This is a genomic window from Cupriavidus sp. CuC1 (genome assembly GCF_044627735.1).
Classification (GTDB): domain Bacteria; phylum Pseudomonadota; class Gammaproteobacteria; order Burkholderiales; family Burkholderiaceae; genus Cupriavidus; species Cupriavidus ulmosensis.
Map to the genome: position 1 here is coordinate 1 of NZ_JBIUHC010000176.1, position 20,401 is coordinate 20,401.

Sequence of the window (20,401 nt, forward strand, 5' to 3'; positions counted from 1 at the left end):
CGCAGGCGCGCCAGCCGGTCCGCGACGCGCGCGCGGCCAGCCGGGCTGCGCTGGGTGGCGCGGGGGACGGGCTTGGATGCGGTGTCTCTCATCGGGTTCACTTGGCGGTCCGCGCTCACAGGCTGGGCTTGATCGACCAGCGCGTGCCGGCCGGTGCGTTGGCGCGCGAGGCGTCGGGCGGGCTGTTGTCGGCTTCCATGGCCAGCCCGGACTGGCGCGCCGCGTTGCGTAGCGCGTTGGTGTCGGTGCCAGGTTTGAGCGTGGCGAACAAGGTGTGCCCGTGGTACTCGAGCGCCAGCAGCGCGTCCGGCGCGAGCTGGCGCGCGGCCTGGCCGAAGCGGTCGGCCAGCGGCAGGAAATCGTCAGGCGTGCTGCGGCCGCTCGCCAGGCGCAGCTGCTCGACCTGGCGGCGCATCTGCAGCGGCGGATCGATCACCACCGGGATTTGCGGAAAGGCGCTGCGCAACGTCTGTTCCTGAGCGGCCGCGAGGCGCTGCGCTTCCTGGCGCAGCAGCAGCCAATGGACGTTCATGCCGATCAGCTGGACCACCGCCAGGCCGGCGGCCAGCGCCAGCGGCAGGCGCCAGGCCTTGAGGTTCCAACGGTCGGCACGGCCCTGGGCGAATTCGAACTGGGCCAGGTCGAGCGCGGGCTCGCGCAGGCTGGCCTGCGCCCCTTCGATCCATGCCCGCCAGTCGAGCGGGTGCGCGCCGGACGGCGCCACCTGCGCGAGGGCATCCGGTGAGGCGTACCAGTCACCGGCGGGGGCGAGCCCTCGCCAGGCGGCGAGCGCCTCGGAGCCGAGCAGCAGGCCGTAGCCGGCGTACTCACTGCTGCGCACGGTCAGTTGCCAGTAGCGCGAAAGCTCGGCTGGCGCAGGTACGCCCTCCGTTTCAAACAGGGGCGATGCGCTGGTCAGCGAGGCGGCTTCGAGCGCCAGCGCGGCCATGGGCGTGGCGGTAGCGGGGGGGCTGCCGGCGCGATCGGCGCTGGCATCGGCGCCGGCCTCGGCGGGCTGCGCCACGGGCGGCAGGGGCAGGCACAACTGCGCTGGCAAGACGTGGCGCCGGCGGTGGCGATGCTCGGCAAAGGCGTCCAGCACGGCACGCAGCCAGGCGCGGTCCGTCACCATCAGCAAGCGCCGGCGCGAGCCGCTGGCCGCCTTGCCCGGCAGTGCGTCGAGGGCCGGGCCCACGGCGATATGGCAAGGCTGGGCATCGGTGGCGAGCACCTCCTCGACCAGGTTCGGCAGCGCCAGCTTGAGCCGCGCCGGCGCAAGTGGCGGCACCGTGGCTCCCGTCAGCAGCACATCGCTGGCCGCCATGATCAGGACCAGGCGCTCGGCGGGAGGCAGTTCGGAGATGGAGGCGTGGCCTTCGCGCAACAGCTGCCCGGCCGCCTGGGGGCCTTGCCGGCGACTACGGTCAGCGACGGCCGTGCGGACCAGGGCAAACGGCAGGGCGCCGAAGTGCCAGGGTTGCGGCTGGTCGTGCGGCCGATGCGGCAGGCGGACGTACAGGGTGGTGCTCAAGATTTCCTTGCTACAGCGCCAACAACGGCGTCAATGAACGATAGCGGGGGCATGTGACCCATGCAGCGGACTGCGCCGCTGCATGGTTGACGCCGGCTGCGGTACTGCTGGCGGCACAGGACGGGCGGGCGCCAGGGTCCATGGACTACCGCTTCCGCCGGGCCGGAGCATACCTTGCCTGTGTGACGAATTGGCGTCAATACGTATCTGTCTGATGCTGCTGGTCAAACGCCCGGGAAGCGCGCGCTGGCCGTTTGCGGCCACCTCACGCTAACCCATTTCGCCCCGCGCGATCCGACAGCATGATCCCAAAATCCGCCAGCCATGACGGCCAGACGGGCGAGGGGTTGCACGATCAGCGCTGTTCCGGCATCCGGTCGATATCGCGCACCCAGACCACCCGGGTGGTATTGGCGTTGCCCAGCACTTCGCCGCGGTAGACCAGCGAGACCTGCATGCGGCTGGCGCGCTCGTGGCGGATCAGCCCGTAGATCAGGAAATAGTGGGTGCGTACGTCGAGCGTGCTGGTGGCGGTGTTGGGGTCGGCCTGCGGCGCCAGCGTGCGCAATTGCGTCTGCAGGTCGCCAATGTTGTTGAAGTAGGCGCGGTCGCGCTGGCGCACCACTTCGCGGGCGCGGTCCAGCGGCAGCTTGTCGATCACGGCGGCCAGCACTTCGGCCTCGGCGGTATTGGCGTTGACCAGCGTGCGCTCGGGCAGCACGTCGACAAAGGGTGCCAGCGTGGCCACGATCTCCGGCGTGTAGCCCGGAATGGCGAGCAGGTCGTTGACGTCGTCGGGCGCGCGCAGCCCGCGCTGGCTGTCGCTGCTGGCGCCATTGCTGGCACCGGCGGCGCTTACCAGGTAGCGCGCGGTCGGCTCGGCCAGCGAGGCGTTCAGGCCCAGCGTCTGCAGCAGGCGGCGATAGATCGCCAGGCTGGGGGCGTCGATGGTGGCGACCCGGCCTAGCGTTTCGCTGGCCGTCCACAGTACGAGGTTGGAGAGGTTGAAGCGGGCCTGGGCGTCGAGGATGCGGCCCGAGAGGAAGGAAGTCTCGCCTTCCTGGTCGGTGCGCAGGCCGGCGCCGAGGAAGTCCGACAGGCGGGTTTCCGCGATCGGCACCGCCCAGGGCTCACCCAGCTGGTCCACGCTGGTGCGGCGCTGGTCGTCGCGCAGGATCAGGCGGGCCCAGTCGACGGCCGCGCGCTCGATCCAGCTGGCCTGGGCCAGCAGGCGCTGGTTCTCGATGGAGCGGATCTGCACCTGCTGGCGCCACAGCATGCCGGATACCACCACGACCGCCAGCGTGACCACCAGCAGGGCCGTGACCACGGCGGCGCCGCGCTGGCGGCGGCCCGCCAGCACAAGGGGAGCGGGGCGTTTGCTCATAGGCCGGTCATGCAGATCTTCTGGAAGCGCCGCGGCGTGTCGCCATCGCCCATGCGCGCCGTGAGGTTGAGCTCGATCGCGCGCACCGCCGTGGTGGCCACGCCCAGGCTGGCGCTCACGCCGGAGGCGGCCACCGCGCTGGCGCTGGCATTGCCGCTGAGCAGCGCGGCGGCGATGCGGCCGTTCTCGGCCTGCCAGCCACCGGGCTCCACCCAGACGCGCGCCGACAGGCTGTCGGCGTCGCCCACCAGCGGCCGAGCCAGGTTGCCGCCGCCGCCCGCCTGGCGCAGCGTGATCATCGCGGCTTGCACCGCGCTGCGGTTGTCTGCCGGCGGGCTGGCCGCACGCACCACGGTGTTGCCGTTGAGGCGATAGACGACGACCTGCCACTGGCTGGGGCGGCCCTCGTCGCGGCGGTCGCGCACCATCAGCAACTGGCCATTGCCGAGCTCGACCGGGCTGCCCTGCAGCAGGGTCGGGCTGGTCAGGTGCTCGCAGTCGGACTGGAACTGGCCGTATAGCAGCTTGAGCGTATTGAGGCGGTTGTCGTGGTCGGTCAGGCGCTCGCGGCCGCGCGTCATCGCGTCCAGGCCGCGCCAGGCGATCACGGCGATCACCGCCAGCAAGGTGATGGCCACCAGCATTTCCAGCAGCGTGAAGCCGCGCATGGCCACGGCCGGGCGTGGCCGCCCAAGGCACTTAAAGCAGGTTGCGCGTTTCATTGGGAACGATGGTGACTAGCCAGGCCAGGCGCACGGATTTGTCGGCGCCGGACGGGTAGACCGCGATCTCGACGCGGCGGAAAGAGGGGTTGGGCGTACCCGAGATGGTTTCCTCGCAGTACAGCTCCACGCCGCCCTGCGGGCAGGCGTAGCCGCGCGTGCCGGGCTCGGGCCAGGTCTTGGACAGGCGCAAGGTGGCGAGGTGGTTCTCGGCGCTCCACTCGGCCAGCATGCGGGTCTGCAAGGCGGAGCCAGCCTCGATCATCGATCCCATCGCGCGCATGGCGGCGGTCAGCGCCACGGCCAGGATGGTCAGGGCGACCAGCACTTCGATCAGGGTGAAACCGCGCGCCGGCGAGCGCCGGGGGTTGCGGGCAGACGGGGAAAATCTGGGGAGGCGCTTCATGGCGTGCTGGCGAAGTAGCGGCCGGCGCCGTCGCTGGCCACGTCGACGCGGATGCCGCCGCGCACCAGCACCACATGCTGGGGGCCTTCGATCAGCTCGCGCCCGAACTCCAGGCGCGCGCCGCCGTTGCCGCGCCCGCCTTCGGCGACGGCCACGCCGTCGAGCTGCAGGCGCCATTTGGTCGGCGCGAACACATCCCCGGCGAGCGGGGCCCAGCCGGCCGGCGTGGCTTGCAGGAAACGCCAGCCGACCGTATCGGCCTCCCAGGCGATCGGCCGGGCGCGCAGCTGGGCTTCTTCCTGCGCGAGCTCGAACAGCCGCGCAATGCGCTGGCCGTCGTCGAGCACGCGGCCGCGCTCATTGGGCGCGGCATTGACGGCTACCAGCGAGATCACGATGCCGGCGATCACCATTACCACCAGCAGTTCGAGCAAGGTGAATCCACGGCCGCGATGGCCGCGGATTCGCCGTTCCTGTGGCCAGGTGCTCATGGCTGCGCGACCGGCCCGGATCATGGCGGTGGTTCCTTATTCCCAGTTGCCGATATCGGCGTCGTTGCCGCTGCCACCAGCCTGGCCGTCAGCTCCGAAGCTGAACACGTCGATCTCGCCGCGCACGCCCGGGTTCAGGTACTGGTACGGATGGCCCCAGGGATCCTTGGGCAGCTTTTCCAGGTAGCCGCCGCCCTTCCAGTTGTTGGGCACCGGCTCGGTGGTGGGCTTGGCCACCAGCGCGGCCAGGCCTTGCTCGGTGGTGGGGTAGCGGCTGTTGTCCAGGCGGTACAGCTTGAGCGCCTGCATGATCGAGGAGATGTCCTGGCGCGCGGCGACGATACGCGCTTCGTCGGGGCGGCTCATGATCTTGGGGACCACCAGCGCGGCCAGCACGCCGAGGATCACGATCACGACCATGATTTCGATCAGGGTAAAGCCGCGCGCGCGGCGGCGGCCCAAGCGGGAGGTGGAGTCGGGGAGGGTGGCAACGTTCCTGCGCATCATGGTTAGCCTTATGGAATATCTGGCGGAGCGCCTGCTTTCATCCGCGTTGCATCCGCGTGGCGGCGTTCCAGTTGGTCAAACAGTATAACCGCCACTTCATGACGGCTTTGTGAGCGAGTGCTTGCATGTTCACCCACGGCGAAACGCCGGGGAAGGCGCGGAACGCACCGTTGCGCCTCGGCGTGCCGACGCGTCGCGGGCCCGGCGGAGGCAGACAGCTGTCATGCGGCTCTGGTAGGCTTGGTGCTTTGACGCCCACCAGCCCACTTCCGTGCAACTCTCCTTGCGGCCCGCTTTTCGCTTCAACCCCTCCAGCCTCTGGCTGCCGCGACTGGCCGGGCTCGTGCTGTTCGTCGCGCTGTGCGCCCTGGCTACCCGCTGGGTGCTGACCTTCAGCGCGATGCGGACCATTGCCGTGCCACACGCGGCCCGCGTGGCGCAGACCGAGGCGGTGGAGACCGGCGCGGCCGGCACGCTGTTCGGCGGCAACGCGCAGTCCGGCGTGCGCGACGTGCAGTTGATCGGGGTGGTAGCGGATATCGGCAGCGGTGCCGGTGCGGCCATTGTCTCGCTGGATGGCGGCCCGCCCAAGGCCGTGCGCGCGGGCACCGCGCTGTCGTCGCAGATCCGGCTGACGGAAGTCCGCGACCGCGGGATCGTGATCGAGCGCAACGGCGTGCGCCAGGAAATTGCGCTACCTGTCCCGGCGATCGTCACGCGCGGCCCTGCGGCGGCCGCGCAGCCGGCTTTGCCGGCAGGCGCGGCGGCGCCGCTATCCACGCCGATGCCGGTGCCCGCCACGCCCATCCCCGCACCGCCGCAGCAGTCCTTGCCGCAACAGCAGTCCCAGCCATTGCCGGGGCAGCCTGGCGGCAACGAGCCTATCTCTGCCAAAGACTGACTTGTAACTGCGCTGCGCCATCTTATTTACCGTTACTTTCAGCGGCTTACGCCGGCGGCGCCTAACTGTGAGCCGCGTAACAACGTATTAGGTGGACCAACTTTCCAGCCTGGCGTGCGTTCTAATTCTTACCAGTCCACCGAGACGAAAAAGGAGCAAAGACATGCAAGGCAATCTCAAGGCACGTTCGATCCGGAATTTCATGGCCGCTTCGGCGGTGTTCCTGGCGATGGGCGGCGCAGCCTTCGCCCAGACCGCCGCGCCCGCAGCCCCTGCCGCGCCGGCCCCCGGGCCTCAGGCGGGCATGCGCCACCATATGGAGCATGGCGGCGGCATGTGGTTCAAATCGATCGATACCGACGGCGATGGCACGATCTCCAAAGCGGAGGCCGACGCGCTGTTCAACAAGATCGACACCAATCATGACGGCAAGCTCGACAAGAACGAACTCGCTGCCTATCGCAAGACAATGATGGAGCAGCGCCGCGCCGAGATGCAGGCCGAACTCGAAGCCCGCTTCAAGGCGGCCGACAAGAACGGCGACGGCGCGCTCACCAAGGCAGAGGTGCAAGCCGGGATGCCTCACCTGGCCAAGCACTTCGACCAGCTCGACACCAACCACGACGGCAAGCTGACGCTGGACGAGATCCGCGCCGGCATGCAGAAGATGCACGAGCAGCGGATGCAGCGGATGCCCCGCAATAACCAGCCTAACCCGGCTGCACCGTCGAGCGGCGGTGGCTGATCGCGGTGACTGATTGAGGCAGGATCCACGGCGCGCCGCGCCGTGGGCAGATTGAAAAAAGCGCGACCGTTGCCGGCCGCGCTTTTTTTTTGCTCCGTGGCTGGCCGCACTGGCCGGTGTTGGCACCATCCTTGCCTTCCGAACGCTCGACCCGCCGGATCCGCGGATAGACCACGCCCCTGAGGGCCTGAATGTCCGGGGCGAGCGGGTCGCTCCTGCCATGGAAGTCTCGGACGCCCTGTTACGCCCTGTTCCTGTGCACTGCCGTACGCCGTGGCGACATCTTGCACCCGTAAGGCGATTGCGCTGGGCGAAAAGTCGTTGCAGGATACGGGTCGCCACAAAAAATTGCGTACTTGTGCACGGTTTGCTAAATTTGCGCAAAAAAATTGCCGACAAACATATTGCGGAGCAACAATATCGTGAGCAAGGTGGAGCTGGACAAGATCGACAGGAAGATCCTGGAGGTGCTGCAGACCAACGGGAGGTTGACCAACCTGGAAGTGGCCGAGCGCGTGAACCTGTCGCCCAGCCCGTGCCTGCGGCGCATCCGCCGGCTGGAGGAGGTTGGCGTGATTCGCCAGTACGCGGCGCTGCTGGAGCCCGGCCGGATCGGGCTGGGGCTGCTCGCCTATATCAACGTACGGCTCGAGAAGCACGGCGGCGCGCCCAAAGGCAAGGCGCCGCTGGACTTGTTCCGTGCTGCCATCGAGATCTGGCCGGAAGTGGCCGCCTGCCACGCCATGACCGGTGAGATGGACCTGCTGCTCAAGGTCTACGTGGAAGACATGGAGCATTTCGCGCGCTTCATGAAAGACCACTTGCTGGCCCATCCCGCGGTCATCGACGTGCGCTCGAGCTTCGCGCTCGAATGCATCAAGGACACCACGGCCTTGCCGGTGCCAGGGGGCTGAGGGTTGCGCGGCAACCGCACCAAAGAAAATGGCGCGCCGGGCGGGCGCGCCATGGGTACGATGCCGGCAGGCTTCGCTTAGACGATGCGCTTTTGCGGCACCATCGAGCGCCAGAAGCGCAGGCCGAAACGGCGCGCATCGCGAAGATTGCGGCGCACCATGTAGTCGAGATCGGCAACCTGCTCGTCGAGCGCCTCGGTCAGGCGGCTGACGGTATCGGCAGGCGGCAGCTCAAGGTAGGCATCGGCCTCGCCGTACGCATACTGCACCTTCATGCCGGCCTTCTTGGCAATGTGCATCATGGCGGCGTTGCGCGACAGGCAGTGCATGTACAGGGTGCGCACATTGCTGTTGCGGCCGTGCATGGCCGCACGCTCGAACAGCGAGCTGCCAATGCCGCGGCCACGCGCGCTCTGCGACACGGAGACACCGAACTCGGCAACGCGGCCCTGCGTGTTGTCGCGCAGGTTGGCAAAGTGGCCCACGCCGATCAGTTCCAGGTGCTCGTCATACACGCCGAACACGGTGTCGTGGTCGAAATCGATGCTATCGACGTAGGCTTCGATCACATGGTCGCCAACCGACTGGCCAAAACGGAGCAGGCGATCCTCCTCGCCCAGGGCGAGGAAATGCTTCAGCAGGCGCGAGCGATGATGCGCAGCCAGCTCGCGCACCAGGGTGGTGGGGCGCTGCGAGGCTTGCGCGGCTGCGGCTGCACGGCGGAGATCTTCGTCGGATACGGCCCCGACGGCCTTGCTCAGTTCGAGCGGATTCACTTTGTTTTCCTTGCGACGTAATCAGGTATAAAAATAGCACTCAGCGGGTGTTCGTCCATGCACTTTCGACAATTTGATCGGGATACAAGGGCAAACACTATCTTGCTGCAACGCGAAAAGTATTGTAGTGGATTTGTCAGTCTCACGTAAGGTGAGGGCCCCGCCAACCTTGTTCGATTTTGTAAATTCCAAATAAGTCTATTTAAATCAATGGGTTGTGTTGTTTGGTACGGGCGTTTTCCGTTCGTCGGTGTGGGTTTGCTGCAACGCCGCATATCCGCTTTCCCCGGGGCAGGTCACTGGATTGGCCCTGCCTTGGCATGAGGCAGCCCAGGTAATCCACGCCATCCAGTGATTTAAACACCCCTTTCCGGCCTCGTGGCCACTGTTGCGCAAGCCGTTTTTTCAGGATTTTTCGTGGACCCCAAGGCCGAGCCCCCGATTCTCGTTATCTATGCCCATCCCAGGCCGCACCTGTCGCGTGTCAATCGTCCGCTGGCGGCGGCACTGGAAAGCCTGCCCGGCGTGACCGTGCACGATCTCTACTCCAGCTATACCGACTACGACATCGACGTGGTCGCTGAGCAGCGCGCGCTCGCGCGGGCCGGCACGCTGGTGCTGCAGTTCCCGGTGCAGTGGTACAGCATGCCGGCGCTGCTCAAGCTGTGGGTGGACGATGTGCTGGAGAGCGGCTGGGCTTACGGCCCCGGCGGCACCGCGCTGCGTGGCAAGTCCATGCTGGTGGTGGCCAGCACCGGTGGGCACGCCGACTCCTACGGCCCCGACGGCACGCATGGCCACAGCATCGAGGAATACATGCTGCCGCTGGAGCAGACCGCCGTGCTGTGCGGCATGAGCTGGTTGTCGCCGCTGGTGCTGCATGATGCCAACCAGGCTGACGCCCAAGCGCTGGCCGACCATATCGGCCGGGTCACCGGCGTGCTGGGCGGCATTGCCGACGTTGCCCGTGGCGTTGTCTCCAACGCCGCCGCAAGCTGAGGAGCACGCCATGGAACAACACGATTTCCTGGTGGCCCTGGTGGTCTTCCTGGTTGCCGCGGTGGTGGCGGTGCCGGTGGCGCGCCGCTTTGGCCTGGGCGCGGTGCTCGGCTACCTGCTGGCCGGCGTGGCGATCGGCCCGTGGGCCCTGCGGCTGGTGACCAACGTCGAATCCATCCTGCATTTCTCCGAGTTCGGCGTGGTGCTGATGATGTTCGTGATCGGCCTGGAGCTGGAGCCCAGGAAGCTGTGGGAACTGCGCCGTGTCATCTTTGGCTATGGCGGCGCCCAGATGGCGGCCTGCGCGATCCTGCTCGGCGGCGTCGCTGCGCTGGTCGGGGCATCGTGGCAGGTAGCGCTGGTGGCGGGCCTGGGCCTGGCGCTGTCGTCCACCGCGATCGCGCTGGCCACGCTGACCGAGCGCAATCTCTTCGGCACGCCGGCGGGCGCCGCCAGCTTCGGCATCCTGCTGTTCCAGGACATCGCCGCGATCCCGATGATCGCGCTGTTGCCGCTGCTGGCTGCCGGCGGCGCCGACGCCGACGCCACCGGCGCGGCGGGCTGGCTCGGGGCGGCAAAGGCGGTCGGGGTGATCGGCGCCGTGGTGGTAGGCGGGCGCTATCTGGTCCGCCCCGCGCTGCGCTTTATCGCGCGCACTGACATGCGCGAGATGTTCACCGCCTTCGCGCTGCTGCTCGTGGTGGGCATCGCGCTGATGATGGACGCGGTGGGATTGTCGATGGCGCTGGGTACCTTCCTGGCCGGCGTGCTGCTGGCGGACTCGGAGTACCGTCACGCGCTGGAGGCCGACCTTGAGCCCTTCAAGGGCCTGCTGCTGGGCTTGTTCTTCATGGCGGTAGGCATGTCGATCGACTTCGGCGTGCTGATGCAGGCGCCGGTGCAGGTGGCGGCCCTGGTGGTTGGCTTCGTGCTGTTCAAGACCGTGGTGCTGGCCCTGCTGGCGCCGCGCTTTGGCATCGCGCGCGGCCAATGGCTGCTGTTTGCGCTGCTGATTTCACAGGGCGGCGAGTTTGCCTTCGTGGTGTTTGGCGTGGCGGGCGGCGCCGGCTTGCTGCCGGCGCGCACCGAGGCGCTGCTGGTGCTGGTGGTGGCGCTGTCGATGGTGGCCACGCCGCTGCTCCTGCTGGTCTTCGACCGGCTGGTGGCGCCCCGGCTGGCCCGCCTGGCGCGGCGCCCGGACGACGTGATCGCGCCGCAGGACAACCCCGTGCTGATCGCCGGCTTTGGCCGCTTTGGCCAGATCATCGGCCGCCTGCTCTATGCGCAAGGGATCGGCGTGACCGTGCTGGACCACGATCCCGACCAGATCGAGTTCCTGCGCCAGTACGATTTCAAGGTGTTCTACGGGGACGCAACCCGCATGGACCTGCTCGAATCCGCCGGCGCGGAGCGGGCCCGCATCCTGGTGGTGGCGATCGATGGCATGGAGGACAGCCTCGCGCTGATCGACAGCGTGCGAGCGCGCTTCCCGCACTTGCAGATCTACGCGCGGGCACGCCACGTGTCGCACGTCTACCAGCTCAAGGACCGCGGCGTGCACCTGTTCGAGCGCGAAGTGTTCGAGGGCTCGCTATTGCTGGGCCGTCGCGTGCTCGAAGGGCTGGGCTACGATCCCGTGCAGGCGCGTTCGGTCGCGCTGCGCTTTCGCCGGCACAACATCGCGGCGATCGAGCGCTTCTACCCGCATTACACGGACCAGAAGAAGCTGGTCTCGCTGGCGCGCCAGGCGCGCGACGAACTGGAGGAAATGTTCCGCCAGGACCGCGATCAGCGCCGCCAGCGGGAAGAGGAGGACTGGTCCTGAGGTACCGCGCCGGCGCTGCAAGAGCGCCGGCATGGGCAATGAATATGCTTTATTCGGCGCCGCGCAGCCGCACCGCGGGTTCTGCGCGGGCACCCGGCAACCCGCCTGCCAACAGGTCGATCACCATCTCGGCAAACTCCGCATACGACAGCTTGCCGCCCGGCTTGAGCCAGGTGAAGGTCCAGTTGATCATGCCGAACACCGTCATCGTCAGCGCGGCCTGGTTGTCGCGGGTGACGCGCTCGGGATAGGCCCGGCGCAACTGGCGGGAGAAGGCGGCCACCACGTCGCGCTCGCGCTTGAGGATCTGGTCGCGCTGTTCCTCGGCGAGGAACTTGACGTCGTTGATCAGGGCTACGTGCCGGGTCTGCGAGGTCTCGTACTCGGCCAGGAAGGCCCGGATCAGGTTGGAGAAGCTGTCCAGCTCGCTGCGTCCCTGGCGTTCCGCCTCCGCCTCGACCTCGGTCACGATTAGCATCAGCCGGCGCGTGTAGCGGTCGAGCAGGTCGAACAGGATCGCTTCCTTGCTCTCGTAATAGTGGTACAGCCGGGCCTTGGAGGTGCCGCAGGCAGCGGCCAGGTCGGCCATCGAGGTGCTGGGGTAGCTGCTGGCGGCAAAGGCGGCGGCAGCCAGGTCCAGGATCTGCTCGCGCTGCGCCTCGAAATCGGGTGCCTTGGTACGGGCCATGGAGACCTTCGCCTTTTTCTTTTTACTCGCCGCCGGCGGACAGGTTGCGGCGCAGCTCGCAGGTCTGCAGGGATTCGGCATTGCCGCGCAGCACCAGCTGGCCGGCGCCAATCAGCTCGCGGCAGCGCCAGAACACAAACCAGTCGCTGGCCAGCAGGCCTTCGATGGCGCCCATTACGCCGCCGACCACTTGCGCGGCCGGCGCCCATTCCAGCGGGGCGCGCTCCAGGATCACTTCATCGACCGTGTGGTAAGCCGCGGGCACCAGCGTATTGCCCTTCCACAGGCGGACGTCGGCGTTTTCCTTGACGTTCTGCTGCCACTCATAGCCCAGGCGGCCCAGGCGCAGCACCGAGACCGGGGCGATGGTGGAGAAGCGCCGCGCCAGGCGGGCCGCGGGATACATGCCGATGGCGGCCAGGTTGCCGCGCGCGGGCGCTTCCAGCTCGCGCAGGTCCATGGCCACTTCATTGATGCGCTGGGGCGACTGGTAGAGGTGGAACACCACCCGGCGCAGCATCAGCTGGTCGGAAGCGCTCTGGCCATGCCAGATGGCGACTTCCAGCTCGTCCTTGCGCAGGCCTTGCAGCTGGTCGAGCGCCTGGTGCATTTCGGCGGCGAAGTCGATGTCGCTGTGGGGCGCTACGCGCTGCCAGAAACCGGAGCGGATGAGCCCACTGCTGTCGACGTCAGCCAGCGGCCCGACGGCGAGGTCGTCGCGAAGCACGACGACCGGGTCGGGCCTGGCGGCCTGGGCGAGGGCTTGCCGTAGCGTGTTGCCCGCTACGTCGCCGTTGACGACATGGATGTATTGCATGGCCGTGATTGTATATGGATGCGACGTGACTAAGGCACGAAACGCGGCGGCTGAGCCGCAACGCTCGGTGCGCTGGCGATCCTTCGTCCCCGGGAAGCGGCGTCTGGCGTACCCAACGGAAATAGTCGGTGCCTTTGCGGTCTATATAGGTAGACCGTCCGCCATCTTGGGACGATGGCGCCGGAGCGCTGCCGTGCGTCGGACTTGATCCTGCACAAGGCGCCGCGCCGCGTAACCGTCCACCATGGCGTATCGCCGCAACGCCTGTTCAAAGGAGGCAATCATGCCGTGCGCTCGCCTAGAGCGGGCCCGCGTCAAGGGTTTTCGGCGCTGGCTCGCACGCGTCAGACGTCTGGCGCCATTCGCGCTAGTCGCGCTGGTGGCGATCCAGTCACCACTCGCCGTCGCCAATGAACTCAGCATGGTCCGGCAAGCGTTCTTGCAACAAGTGCAGCGCCACCTCAACCTCCCGGCGCCTGTGGCCATGCGGTATGCCGGCTTGCTGGCGTCCGCGCTACAGGCGGACGGGCGGGAGGCCGACGCAGGCGACTGGGCTGTGCTGGTCGACCGCAACCCGCGGGTCCAGGCCGCCATGCTGTTTGCGCGGCCTGCCGACGATGCACCCTGGCAGTGGGTGGGCGCCGCGCCCGTCTCGACAGGCAAGCCAGGCACTTTCGATCATTTCATTACCCCGATCGGCGTATTCAGCCACAGCGTGGACAACATGGATTTCCGCGCCGAGGGTACCTACAACGAGAACGGCATCCGCGGCTACGGCGTTAGCGGGATGCGCATCTATGACTTCGGCTGGGTCGATGCCCAACGCGGCTGGGGCAAGGGTGGGGAGAGCCAGATGCGCTTGCAGATGCATGCCACCGATCCGGACCGGCTCGAATCTCGGCTGGGCCACCCGGCCTCCAAGGGATGCGTGCGGATCCCCGCCACCCTGAATCGCCTCCTTGACCACTATGGGCTGCTGGACGCCGACTACCTGGCGGCTGCGCAGCGAGGTGACTCGCTCTGGGTCCTGGCCCCGGGCCGCGCGCCGGTAGCCCGGCCCGGACGCTATCTCGTGATCGTGGACTCAGGCGCGCGAGGCCCGCACGGAACGTCCGCGTCGCGCGGTGGCGGGTAGTATCGAATTCGGCGGAATGCGATGTCGCTTCCGTCACTATCCATTGTTCTTCTGGAGAAAATGGCAATGACGCATGCGGCTTATAAGAAGATCCGTGATCCGGCAGGCCAGCGTGCCGGTGCCGGTGCCGCTGGTGCGAGGCCGGGCGGCGCAAGGTTGAGGCTTCAGCCTGCGAAGCGGATGTGCCCGCTGCGTAACAGGATTTCGCGCGCCTGGGTGAGCTCGAACAGGCCTTGGGCGATGTGTTCGATGCGCTTCCGGTGGCTGGTAAACGCCCGCACCAGGTCTTCCTCGCGTGGGGAGCGGGCACCGAAATGGGTCTCGAGCGCCTCGGCCGTGATCGAATACAGGGTGGGTTGCCCGTTGACAGTCGCGGGGCAGGAGAGGGTCAGGCTAGCCGCACAGTAGGTGGGAACGCTGCGGGGAAAGGAAATTTCGGGCATGGCGTGCCTCACACCGGTCACTGAGGGATGGAACCATTCTAGGTGATGGTTCCGATCCGCGATGGACGCAGAGTGCGGGGCCTTGACCGTCATCAACCCGGATACGGCAAATGCGGGCGGTTGGGCTTGGGTTGACCGCCAGCCAGCCGGTGCACGGCGGCCATGGCTGCGTGGGCGGCGTTGATCTGGGCCGAGGCGAAGCCGGCTTGTTCAACCAGGAACCGGTCCAGCGGCGCGGCGGAATCGGGCAGGAAAGCGCTTGCGAGCGACGTCACGCTTGCGCCGGGGTTTGCTGCCAGCTCGGACAGCAGTGCGGCGAGGCCCTGCAGCACTGCCTGCGTGGCCGGTTCCGCCTGGCTCTTGCCTGCTTCGGCCTCAAGCCCCGCGCGCACCAAGCCAGCCAGCGCTGCCATGCGCCGCAAGGCCAGGTGCAGCTGGGCGTACTCGCGGGCCAGCTCCGGAGCGAGCTCCGCCACGCCTTGCTGCAAGGTTTGATCCGCCCGGCTCGAGGTACGGCCGGCCGCCATGCGCAATGCTTCCAGCCGTGTTTGCGTCGGCGCGGGCGAGCGGGTGGGCGAGGTCGTGAATGCACTGGCGCCGGCAAATGCTGCCCGCAGGTACGCCGTGTTTGACGCCAGGGCGTCGAGGCTATGGCGATACACCCTCGATAACTCGGCCCGCGGCGCCAGCACATAATAGCTGGCCAGGGCGATCAGGCAGCCTAGCGCCGTGTCGATGCCCCGCAGCGCGGCAAAGTGGCTGCTGTCCGCCGCCGGTGCCCCGACCCATGAGAACAGGATCACCGCTGGCGTCAGGCACATGGCGAAGGCACCGGGGCTGCCGGCGAGCCGACACGTATAGGCGGCCGCCAGGCAGGCCGCGCTGATCGCCAGCGCAAGCGGTGCCGGTGGGTGAGCCAGGCCGATGGCGCAGGCCAGCAGCGCGCCAGCCAGGGAACCCGCGAAGCGCAGGAACGAGATCCTTCGCGTGGTTTGCAACTGGGGGCTAAGCACCATGATGACGGTGACCGCCACCCAGTATCCGTGATCGACTTTCCAGAACTGCGCCGGCATCAGGCTCAGGCTGCCGGCTAGCGCCAGGCGCACCGCATGGCGGGCCACGCGGGCGTCGCGGGCAGTGTGCTCCGCAACCACGGCGCGCCAGCGTTGCCATGTCCGGCGCAAGGCGCGCCGCGGCCAACGGTACTCGCGGCGCCAGTCGCCGAAGGCCGGATACCGGGCCAGTGCGCTGAGCGCAGCCTGGTACAACGGCGGCGCCCCCGCATTTGCCAGCGGTGCATGCAGGCGGCGCAGTTCGCCGGCCAGCGCCGCGCAGAGCGAAGGCAGGTCTGGCGCGTGATGCGCCAGTCCCTCGCAGACCTGCTCCCGAACATCGGTGACGCAACGCAGCAAATGGCGAAGTGGCAGGTGCTCGACGCTGCACGCGCCGCTAGCTTTGGGGCCCGCGTCATCGGCGCGGCTGCGCAGTTCGGCGGCAACGATCAGCAGGGCGAACATGGCATCGGCCAGGCTCACCACATAGGCATAGTGCATCAGCCCTAGCGGGTCCCGCAGGCTGCGCCGCATGTTGATCGCCAGATGCGCGGCCTCGATACGCTCGCGGATGTCGCGCTTGATGACCGTCGCATCGCCCACGGGCGCATCTGCCGCCAGATCCGAGGCAAAGCGCAGCAAGGCATCGAACACCGCCAGGATTTCCGCGCGCGGCCGCGTGTCGCGCGCAGACCGAATCAGGGCCACGCTGACGACGCAGGCGAAGAGCCCGCCAAGCAGGAACTCCTGGCTGCGGGCAAGCACGCGCACGGCTAACTCTCCATCCCCCGCTGGTTGCAGGCAGGAGGCGATCAACACCACATAGAGCAGCTTGGCCGAGAGCGCGGGCACGGGGCCGCGGGTCTCGGCCAGCCCGGCGGCCAGCCCGGCGACTAGCACCACGGCCACTGCCGTCCACGGCGTCACCGCCGCAGCCGTGCCCAGGGCACATGCGGCGGCGCCACCAATGCCGACGGAGCCAAGTGCCGCCAGCCGTTCGGCGGCGGTGCCGCGGCGGTCGGCCAGGCAGGTCCAGATCGAAGCCGTTGCCGCCCACAGATAGCCGGCTTCCCCGGTGAGCCATCCCGTGCCGGCCAGGACCAGGAACGAGAAGGCGTAGACCAGGCCTCTTTGCAACATCGAGGCATCGGGGCGGGGCAGGCGCAGCGCGGAAATCATGTCGGCAAGAAGGGTGGGCGCTGCAAGGCGGAGATCCGCCCTGCCAGGCGCAAGGGACAGACTGACTCTACGGGATTGAATGTTGCGCCGCAACATTTCGCGCGGAAATCCGCCTTTTACACCGGGGCGGTGCGGACTGGCCTCCTCCTGGTGCAGCGGCTGACCTTCCTTGGTGCGCTGGGCAGGATCGGCTGCGGGCTTTGCCATAAGCCGCCGCAGCAAGGGCAAACCGTGGTGACTGGCAAAACGCGGGCAAAAAAAACCCGCGCAGTTTCGTGCGCGGGCTGGAATCCACCGAGGTGGTGGAGGAGACAGACTCCACTATATATGATTTGTTGCGTCGCACCAAGCGGCATCTAGGCCAAGCGTGTCTGGCTTCACAAACATGTTGTTTGTGAGCAACAAAGTAGCGGCTTAATACATTGAAAACTGGAATTTCCTCTCTTTTTGTCCTGTTTCCATCGAGCGTTTAGCGACGATTCGTTGGTTTTATCGCCGCAAGGCGTGCCCGTTTCAGCGGAAGAACAGGTAGGCGATGCCGACTGCGGCGCACAAGCCCACAAGATCGGCGAACAAGGCACAGGCAAGCGCGTGCCGCGTGTTGCGGATGTTGACGCTGCCGAAGTACACGGCGAGCACATAGAAGGTGGTTTCGGTCGAGCCCTGGATGATCGCGGCGAGCTTGCCCTGGAAGGAGTCCACCCCATAGGTGCTCATGACGTCGATCATCAGGCCGCGGGCGCCCGCGCCCGACAGGATTTTCATCAACCCGACCGGCAGCGCGGGGACGAAGGCGGTGTCCAGGCCCAGCCAGGCAAAAGCGGCGGTCAGGCCCTGCATCAGGACATCCATGCAGCCCGTCACCCGAAACAGCCCGATCGCCACCAGGATCGCCACCAGATAGGGAATGATCTGCACCGCGACGCCAAAGCCTTCCTTGGCGCCGTCGACGAAGGCATCGTAGACATTGATGCCCCGCATGGCGCCGCAAATCAGGAAGACCACGATCAACGTCAGGATGAAGCCGCTGCCAGCCAGGGCGGTGGCAGTGCTCACCTGTTCCGGGGGCGCGTGCCGCAGCCAAAGGAAGAGTCCGCCGACAGCCGCCGACAGCAACCCGAAGGCGGCCAGCACGGCTGGCTTGAGCAGGTTGAGCCGCTGCGCCCAGGCCACTGCCAGCAAGCCGGCCAGGCAGGACACGCAGGTGGCCAGCAGGGTGGGAAGGAAGATATCCGCGGCATTGAATCCGACCAGGCCCTGCTTGACCGAGATCGCTTGACGCATGGCGATCACTGAGGTCGGGATCAGCGTCAAGCCAGCCGTGTTCAGCACGATGAACATGATCTGCGCGTTGCTGGCTATGTCAGCGCGGGGATTGAGCGACTGTAGCTCCCGCATGGCGTTGAGGCCGAGCGGCGTCGCCGCGTTGTCGAGCCCTAGCAGGTTGGCCGACACATTCATCATCATCGCACCCTGGGCCGGGTGACCCTGCGGAACGCCGGGGAAGAAGTGGCGCAATAGTGGATTGACCGCGCGTGCGAATAAGTCGACTACGCCGGCGCGCTCGCCAATGCGCATGATGCCCAGCCACAAGCTCATGACGCCCGCCAGGCCAAGCGAAATCTCGAACGCGGTGCGTGCGTTGTCGAACAGGCTCGCCAGCATTGCCGGAAACACCGCGGTATCGCCTGTCGCCACACGAATGCAGGCGACGACGAAGGCGAGCAGGAAGAAGGATAGCCAGACCAGGTTAAGAGCCATCGGCGAGTCGCAGGCGGGGTTTGGTAGAGGCTACGCATCATAGCCTGCCGGACCGCGTACCCGGCCCAAGGGCGGCACGTTGTGCCAGGGCCGCGGGGCTGTGGCGCTGGCCTTGGCACTGGCAAGGTGTGTTGCGCAAAAAATCGTATTGCGCCGGTATACAATGCGGACAATGCCACCGCGGTCGTATTGCCCCCCAGCCTTTCCGGGCCGGCGCCGCGGTCCCTGATCCCTTAGACACCCGTTCGCGATGGCTCGCCCGCGCGCCTTGCCCGAGGACAGTGTCTCGCTGACCCAAGCCAGAATCTATGTCCGACGCCCATGGTACCGAACACGCACTTCCTGGTTCGGATCCCGCCGGCGCCAGCCTTGGCGCCCAGCACTCCCCATTGTTCGCCCTGGTGACCGATACGTTGCGCGAGCGCATCCTCGGCGGGCAGTACAACCAAGGCGAGCGCCTGGTCGAAAACAAGCTTTCCACTGAACTGGGCGTGTCGCGCATCCCCGTGCGGGAAGCACTGCGCGCGCTTGCCGCCGAAGGCCTGGTACGCATCGAGCCCCGGCGGGGCGCCTCGGTGGCGACGCTGTCGCCGAACATCGCCAAGGAAATGGTCGAAGTGCGGGCCACGCTGGAAGGGCTCAACGCCAAGCTGGCTGCCCAGCGCCGCGATCCTGCCCTGATCGCCGAACTCAATGAAGTGCTGCGCCAGGGCACCGAGGCCGCTGCGAGCGGACGCTCTGAGCGCTTCATCGAATTGAACACCCGCTTTCATGAGGTGCTGGGCAATATCGCAGCCAATAGCGTGCTGCAGGACATGGTGCGTACGCTCAGGGAGCGCACGGGGCTGCTGTTCGCGCCGGCCAATGTCACGCGGGCCCGGCAGAACTGGGAGGAGCATGCGCAGATCCTGCAGGCAGTCATCGCGGGCGATGCGGATCTGGCGGCGCTGTTGGCGACGCGGCACGTCTATAGCGCCGCCAAGGCGGCCGAAGATCTGGCCGAGGCCGGTGCGCCGGGTTCCTGAGCGCTGGTAGATAGTATTCGATATGCAAAAACGATCGTGTGCTGGCTCAAGTCGGCTTCCGTCGCCGCAGTAGCGCCGTTTGTCGTTGATCCTATTGGCACTCAGGGGCATTCATGAAGCTACGCAATGCCCCGGAATAGGGCGCTTGCGCACTCCGGTATGACGCGCTGCACCAAAATTCGGTATACTGTCAATCCTGATGAACCACAATAGGGATTGACCATGGACTACCCGACGCCCGCCTATTTCCGGCAGTCGGTTGGCGAGCAACTGCTGGCCCACTATGCCGAGCGCGATGCTGTGCGCCATCGCACTCCGCTCCTGCCTATCCGCTGGCCCAGCCTGCGTTCCTTGTTCCGCCGCCAGTGCGTGCGCGACCAAAAGGCGGTCTGCCAGCATCACCCTAAGACAGCGCGGCTCCGCGCGCCGCCAGCAGGGCGCGCAATATAGAGCGGTGGCATCTTTCCTCGTGCTCGCAATAACAGCCAATCGAGAAATTCGTTTGCTGTGACATCGCGGCCAGCAGATCCAACGTCCGGCTTGCTTCCGGGCGCGCCATCTCCGCACGGAAGTGTCGCTCGAATGCCCGCCACGCCTTTTCGTCCCCTTCGGCCTGTATGTCCAAGGCCTGCGCGACCAGTTCGGCTGAGGGCGACAGGTTCGGAAACCACACATCGTAGTAGTCCCGCTTGGCGAACTCGGATTTCGGCACGCCCCGGGGCGGCCTGCGCACGGTGCCAATGCGGATTCCCTCGTCAGGCAAGCGGGGCGAGCCCAGCTTCACGATGCGAATGGTCATGCAAGTTCCTCCCTTATATATAGAGTGACCCGCGGGCGCGGCGGCGGACTTCGTCGCGAGCCGCCCAGGTCCGTCCGGCGACCCTAGTTTGCCGCAGCCAGGCGGTTGCCGGCTAGCGCCGCGAATTGGTCGTGCTGGTCGGTGTTAATGAGCCTCTTCGGGCGCTTTTCTGTCGATTTTAGAATCATTTCAGAAAAGGCTTGCCAGGACCGGGGGAGCGTCTTATTATTCGCCCCCTCGCAACACAAAAGACCGCTGCAAAGCAGACGGGACAAGGGTTGCGGGGTTGGCAGGGGTG

The 20,401-nt window shown here is 66.9% G+C and carries 21 protein-coding genes; 7 read left to right on the forward strand and 14 right to left on the reverse strand.

The features are described 5' to 3' along the window. Nucleotides 1-115: 115 nt before the first annotated feature. The 6 genes from gspL to gspG form a co-directional block, all read right to left on the reverse strand. The gene (gene gspL / locus ACGLHR_RS43370; RefSeq protein WP_400102052.1) at nt 116-1,531 is read right to left on the reverse strand and encodes a type II secretion system protein GspL; all 1,416 of its coding nucleotides are present in this window, start codon (nt 1,529-1,531) and stop codon (nt 116-118) included. 355 nt (nt 1,532-1,886) lie between these two features. After that, complete coding sequence (gspK, locus tag ACGLHR_RS43375; protein WP_400102053.1) at nt 1,887-2,918, reverse strand: type II secretion system minor pseudopilin GspK; 1,032 nt, start codon at nt 2,916-2,918, stop codon at nt 1,887-1,889. Then, nucleotides 2,915-3,640, reverse strand: coding sequence for a type II secretion system protein J (locus ACGLHR_RS43380; protein ID WP_400102054.1), 726 nt, complete (start codon nt 3,638-3,640; stop codon nt 2,915-2,917). Before ACGLHR_RS43380 ends, gspK begins: the two co-directional genes overlap by 4 nt. Next, nucleotides 3,618-4,046 carry a type II secretion system minor pseudopilin GspI gene (gspI, locus tag ACGLHR_RS43385; RefSeq protein WP_400102055.1) on the reverse strand — a complete coding sequence of 143 codons (429 nt, stop codon included), beginning with the start codon at nt 4,044-4,046 and terminating at the stop codon, nt 3,618-3,620. Before gspI ends, ACGLHR_RS43380 begins: the two co-directional genes overlap by 23 nt. Continuing rightward, nucleotides 4,043-4,537: a prepilin-type N-terminal cleavage/methylation domain-containing protein gene (locus ACGLHR_RS43390; protein WP_400102056.1), complete on the reverse strand. Its 495-nt coding sequence runs from the start codon at nt 4,535-4,537 to the stop codon at nt 4,043-4,045. Before ACGLHR_RS43390 ends, gspI begins: the two co-directional genes overlap by 4 nt. 36 nt (nt 4,538-4,573) lie before the next feature. Continuing rightward, complete coding sequence (gene gspG, locus ACGLHR_RS43395; protein WP_400102066.1) at nt 4,574-5,041, reverse strand: type II secretion system major pseudopilin GspG; 468 nt, start codon at nt 5,039-5,041, stop codon at nt 4,574-4,576. A 274-nt stretch (nt 5,042-5,315) separates the two neighbouring features. Here gspG and ACGLHR_RS43400 point away from each other — a divergent pair, with 274 nt between their 5' ends. From ACGLHR_RS43400 to ACGLHR_RS43410, 3 genes are all read left to right on the forward strand, one after another. Then, nucleotides 5,316-5,945, forward strand: a complete 630-nt coding sequence (locus ACGLHR_RS43400) for a hypothetical protein (protein WP_400102057.1) — start codon at nt 5,316-5,318, stop codon at nt 5,943-5,945. Nucleotides 5,946-6,108: 163 nt separating this feature from the next. Further along, on the forward strand, nt 6,109-6,690 hold the full coding sequence (locus tag ACGLHR_RS43405) for an EF-hand domain-containing protein (RefSeq protein ID WP_267604592.1): 582 nt from the start codon (nt 6,109-6,111) through the stop codon (nt 6,688-6,690). A 422-nt stretch (nt 6,691-7,112) separates the two neighbouring features. Beyond that, entirely contained in the window at nt 7,113-7,604 is a 492-nt protein-coding gene (locus ACGLHR_RS43410; RefSeq protein WP_043352404.1) for an Lrp/AsnC family transcriptional regulator, read from the forward strand. A 77-nt stretch (nt 7,605-7,681) separates the two neighbouring features. On the opposite strand, the gene ACGLHR_RS43415 is transcribed toward ACGLHR_RS43410, so the two are convergent. Then, entirely contained in the window at nt 7,682-8,380 is a 699-nt protein-coding gene (locus ACGLHR_RS43415) for a GNAT family N-acetyltransferase (protein ID WP_318236154.1), read from the reverse strand. Nucleotides 8,381-8,797: 417 nt separating this feature from the next. On the opposite strand from ACGLHR_RS43415, the gene ACGLHR_RS43420 reads away from it, so the two are divergent. Further along, a complete protein-coding gene (locus ACGLHR_RS43420; RefSeq protein ID WP_400102058.1) occupies nt 8,798-9,379 on the forward strand; it encodes an NAD(P)H-dependent oxidoreductase in 582 nt (193 codons plus the stop codon). A gap of 10 nt (nt 9,380-9,389) precedes the next feature. Next, nucleotides 9,390-11,204 carry a glutathione-regulated potassium-efflux system protein KefC gene (gene kefC / locus ACGLHR_RS43425; protein WP_400102059.1) on the forward strand — a complete coding sequence of 605 codons (1,815 nt, stop codon included), beginning with the start codon at nt 9,390-9,392 and terminating at the stop codon, nt 11,202-11,204. Nucleotides 11,205-11,253: 49 nt separating this feature from the next. Here kefC and ACGLHR_RS43430 read toward each other — a convergent pair whose 3' ends face one another. Both ACGLHR_RS43430 and ACGLHR_RS43435 read right to left on the reverse strand, forming a co-directional pair. Continuing rightward, a complete protein-coding gene (locus ACGLHR_RS43430) occupies nt 11,254-11,892 on the reverse strand; it encodes a TetR/AcrR family transcriptional regulator (RefSeq protein ID WP_267604588.1) in 639 nt (212 codons plus the stop codon). A gap of 22 nt (nt 11,893-11,914) precedes the next feature. Then, a complete protein-coding gene (locus ACGLHR_RS43435; RefSeq protein ID WP_267604587.1) occupies nt 11,915-12,709 on the reverse strand; it encodes a DUF1835 domain-containing protein in 795 nt (264 codons plus the stop codon). A gap of 283 nt (nt 12,710-12,992) precedes the next feature. Between ACGLHR_RS43435 and ACGLHR_RS43440 the strand changes: the two genes are divergently transcribed. Further along, entirely contained in the window at nt 12,993-13,844 is an 852-nt protein-coding gene (locus ACGLHR_RS43440) for a L,D-transpeptidase (protein ID WP_400102060.1), read from the forward strand. 164 nt (nt 13,845-14,008) lie between these two features. Here the strand turns inward: ACGLHR_RS43440 and ACGLHR_RS43445 are convergent, their stop codons facing one another. The 3 genes from ACGLHR_RS43445 to ACGLHR_RS43455 all read right to left on the reverse strand — a co-directional run bounded on the left by ACGLHR_RS43445 (nt 14,009) and on the right by ACGLHR_RS43455 (nt 18,279). Then, on the reverse strand, nt 14,009-14,287 hold the full coding sequence (locus ACGLHR_RS43445) for a DUF1488 domain-containing protein (protein WP_400102061.1): 279 nt from the start codon (nt 14,285-14,287) through the stop codon (nt 14,009-14,011). A gap of 92 nt (nt 14,288-14,379) precedes the next feature. After that, nucleotides 14,380-16,518 carry an FUSC family protein gene (locus ACGLHR_RS43450; RefSeq protein WP_400102062.1) on the reverse strand — a complete coding sequence of 713 codons (2,139 nt, stop codon included), beginning with the start codon at nt 16,516-16,518 and terminating at the stop codon, nt 14,380-14,382. Nucleotides 16,519-17,031: 513 nt separating this feature from the next. Further along, on the reverse strand, nt 17,032-18,279 hold the full coding sequence (locus tag ACGLHR_RS43455) for a nucleoside recognition domain-containing protein (protein ID WP_400102063.1): 1,248 nt from the start codon (nt 18,277-18,279) through the stop codon (nt 17,032-17,034). 308 nt (nt 18,280-18,587) lie between these two features. Between ACGLHR_RS43455 and ACGLHR_RS43460 the strand changes: the two genes are divergently transcribed. Next, on the forward strand, nt 18,588-19,304 hold the full coding sequence (locus tag ACGLHR_RS43460) for a GntR family transcriptional regulator (protein ID WP_267604583.1): 717 nt from the start codon (nt 18,588-18,590) through the stop codon (nt 19,302-19,304). Between the two features lie 403 nt (nt 19,305-19,707). On the opposite strand, the gene ACGLHR_RS43465 is transcribed toward ACGLHR_RS43460, so the two are convergent. Both ACGLHR_RS43465 and ACGLHR_RS43470 read right to left on the reverse strand, forming a co-directional pair. After that, nucleotides 19,708-20,103: a DUF488 domain-containing protein gene (locus tag ACGLHR_RS43465; protein ID WP_400102064.1), complete on the reverse strand. Its 396-nt coding sequence runs from the start codon at nt 20,101-20,103 to the stop codon at nt 19,708-19,710. 83 nt (nt 20,104-20,186) lie between these two features. After that, nucleotides 20,187-20,401: hypothetical protein (locus ACGLHR_RS43470; protein WP_400102065.1), on the reverse strand; the 215-nt coding region annotated here is incomplete at its 5' end.

What these genes read in the sequence shown, in the direction of transcription:
- ACGLHR_RS43405 (WP_267604592.1), top strand. Translation starts at nt 6,109, where the DNA reads ATGCAAGGCAATCTCAAGGCACGTTCGATCCGGAATTTCATGGCCGCT.
- gspK (WP_400102053.1), bottom strand. Translation starts at nt 2,918, where the DNA reads ATGAGCAAACGCCCCGCTCCCCTTGTGCTGGCGGGCCGCCGCCAGCGC.
- ACGLHR_RS43445 (WP_400102061.1), bottom strand. Translation starts at nt 14,287, where the DNA reads ATGCCCGAAATTTCCTTTCCCCGCAGCGTTCCCACCTACTGTGCGGCT.
- ACGLHR_RS43440 (WP_400102060.1), top strand. Translation starts at nt 12,993, where the DNA reads ATGCCGTGCGCTCGCCTAGAGCGGGCCCGCGTCAAGGGTTTTCGGCGC.
- ACGLHR_RS43450 (WP_400102062.1), bottom strand. Translation starts at nt 16,518, where the DNA reads ATGATTTCCGCGCTGCGCCTGCCCCGCCCCGATGCCTCGATGTTGCAA.
- ACGLHR_RS43435 (WP_267604587.1), bottom strand. Translation starts at nt 12,709, where the DNA reads ATGCAATACATCCATGTCGTCAACGGCGACGTAGCGGGCAACACGCTA.
- gspG (WP_400102066.1), bottom strand. Translation starts at nt 5,041, where the DNA reads ATGCGCAGGAACGTTGCCACCCTCCCCGACTCCACCTCCCGCTTGGGC.
- ACGLHR_RS43465 (WP_400102064.1), bottom strand. Translation starts at nt 20,103, where the DNA reads ATGACCATTCGCATCGTGAAGCTGGGCTCGCCCCGCTTGCCTGACGAG.
- ACGLHR_RS43390 (WP_400102056.1), bottom strand. Translation starts at nt 4,537, where the DNA reads ATGAGCACCTGGCCACAGGAACGGCGAATCCGCGGCCATCGCGGCCGT.
- gspI (WP_400102055.1), bottom strand. Translation starts at nt 4,046, where the DNA reads ATGAAGCGCCTCCCCAGATTTTCCCCGTCTGCCCGCAACCCCCGGCGC.
- ACGLHR_RS43430 (WP_267604588.1), bottom strand. Translation starts at nt 11,892, where the DNA reads ATGGCCCGTACCAAGGCACCCGATTTCGAGGCGCAGCGCGAGCAGATC.
- ACGLHR_RS43380 (WP_400102054.1), bottom strand. Translation starts at nt 3,640, where the DNA reads ATGAAACGCGCAACCTGCTTTAAGTGCCTTGGGCGGCCACGCCCGGCC.
- ACGLHR_RS43455 (WP_400102063.1), bottom strand. Translation starts at nt 18,279, where the DNA reads ATGGCTCTTAACCTGGTCTGGCTATCCTTCTTCCTGCTCGCCTTCGTC.
- kefC (WP_400102059.1), top strand. Translation starts at nt 9,390, where the DNA reads ATGGAACAACACGATTTCCTGGTGGCCCTGGTGGTCTTCCTGGTTGCC.
- ACGLHR_RS43460 (WP_267604583.1), top strand. Translation starts at nt 18,588, where the DNA reads ATGTCCGACGCCCATGGTACCGAACACGCACTTCCTGGTTCGGATCCC.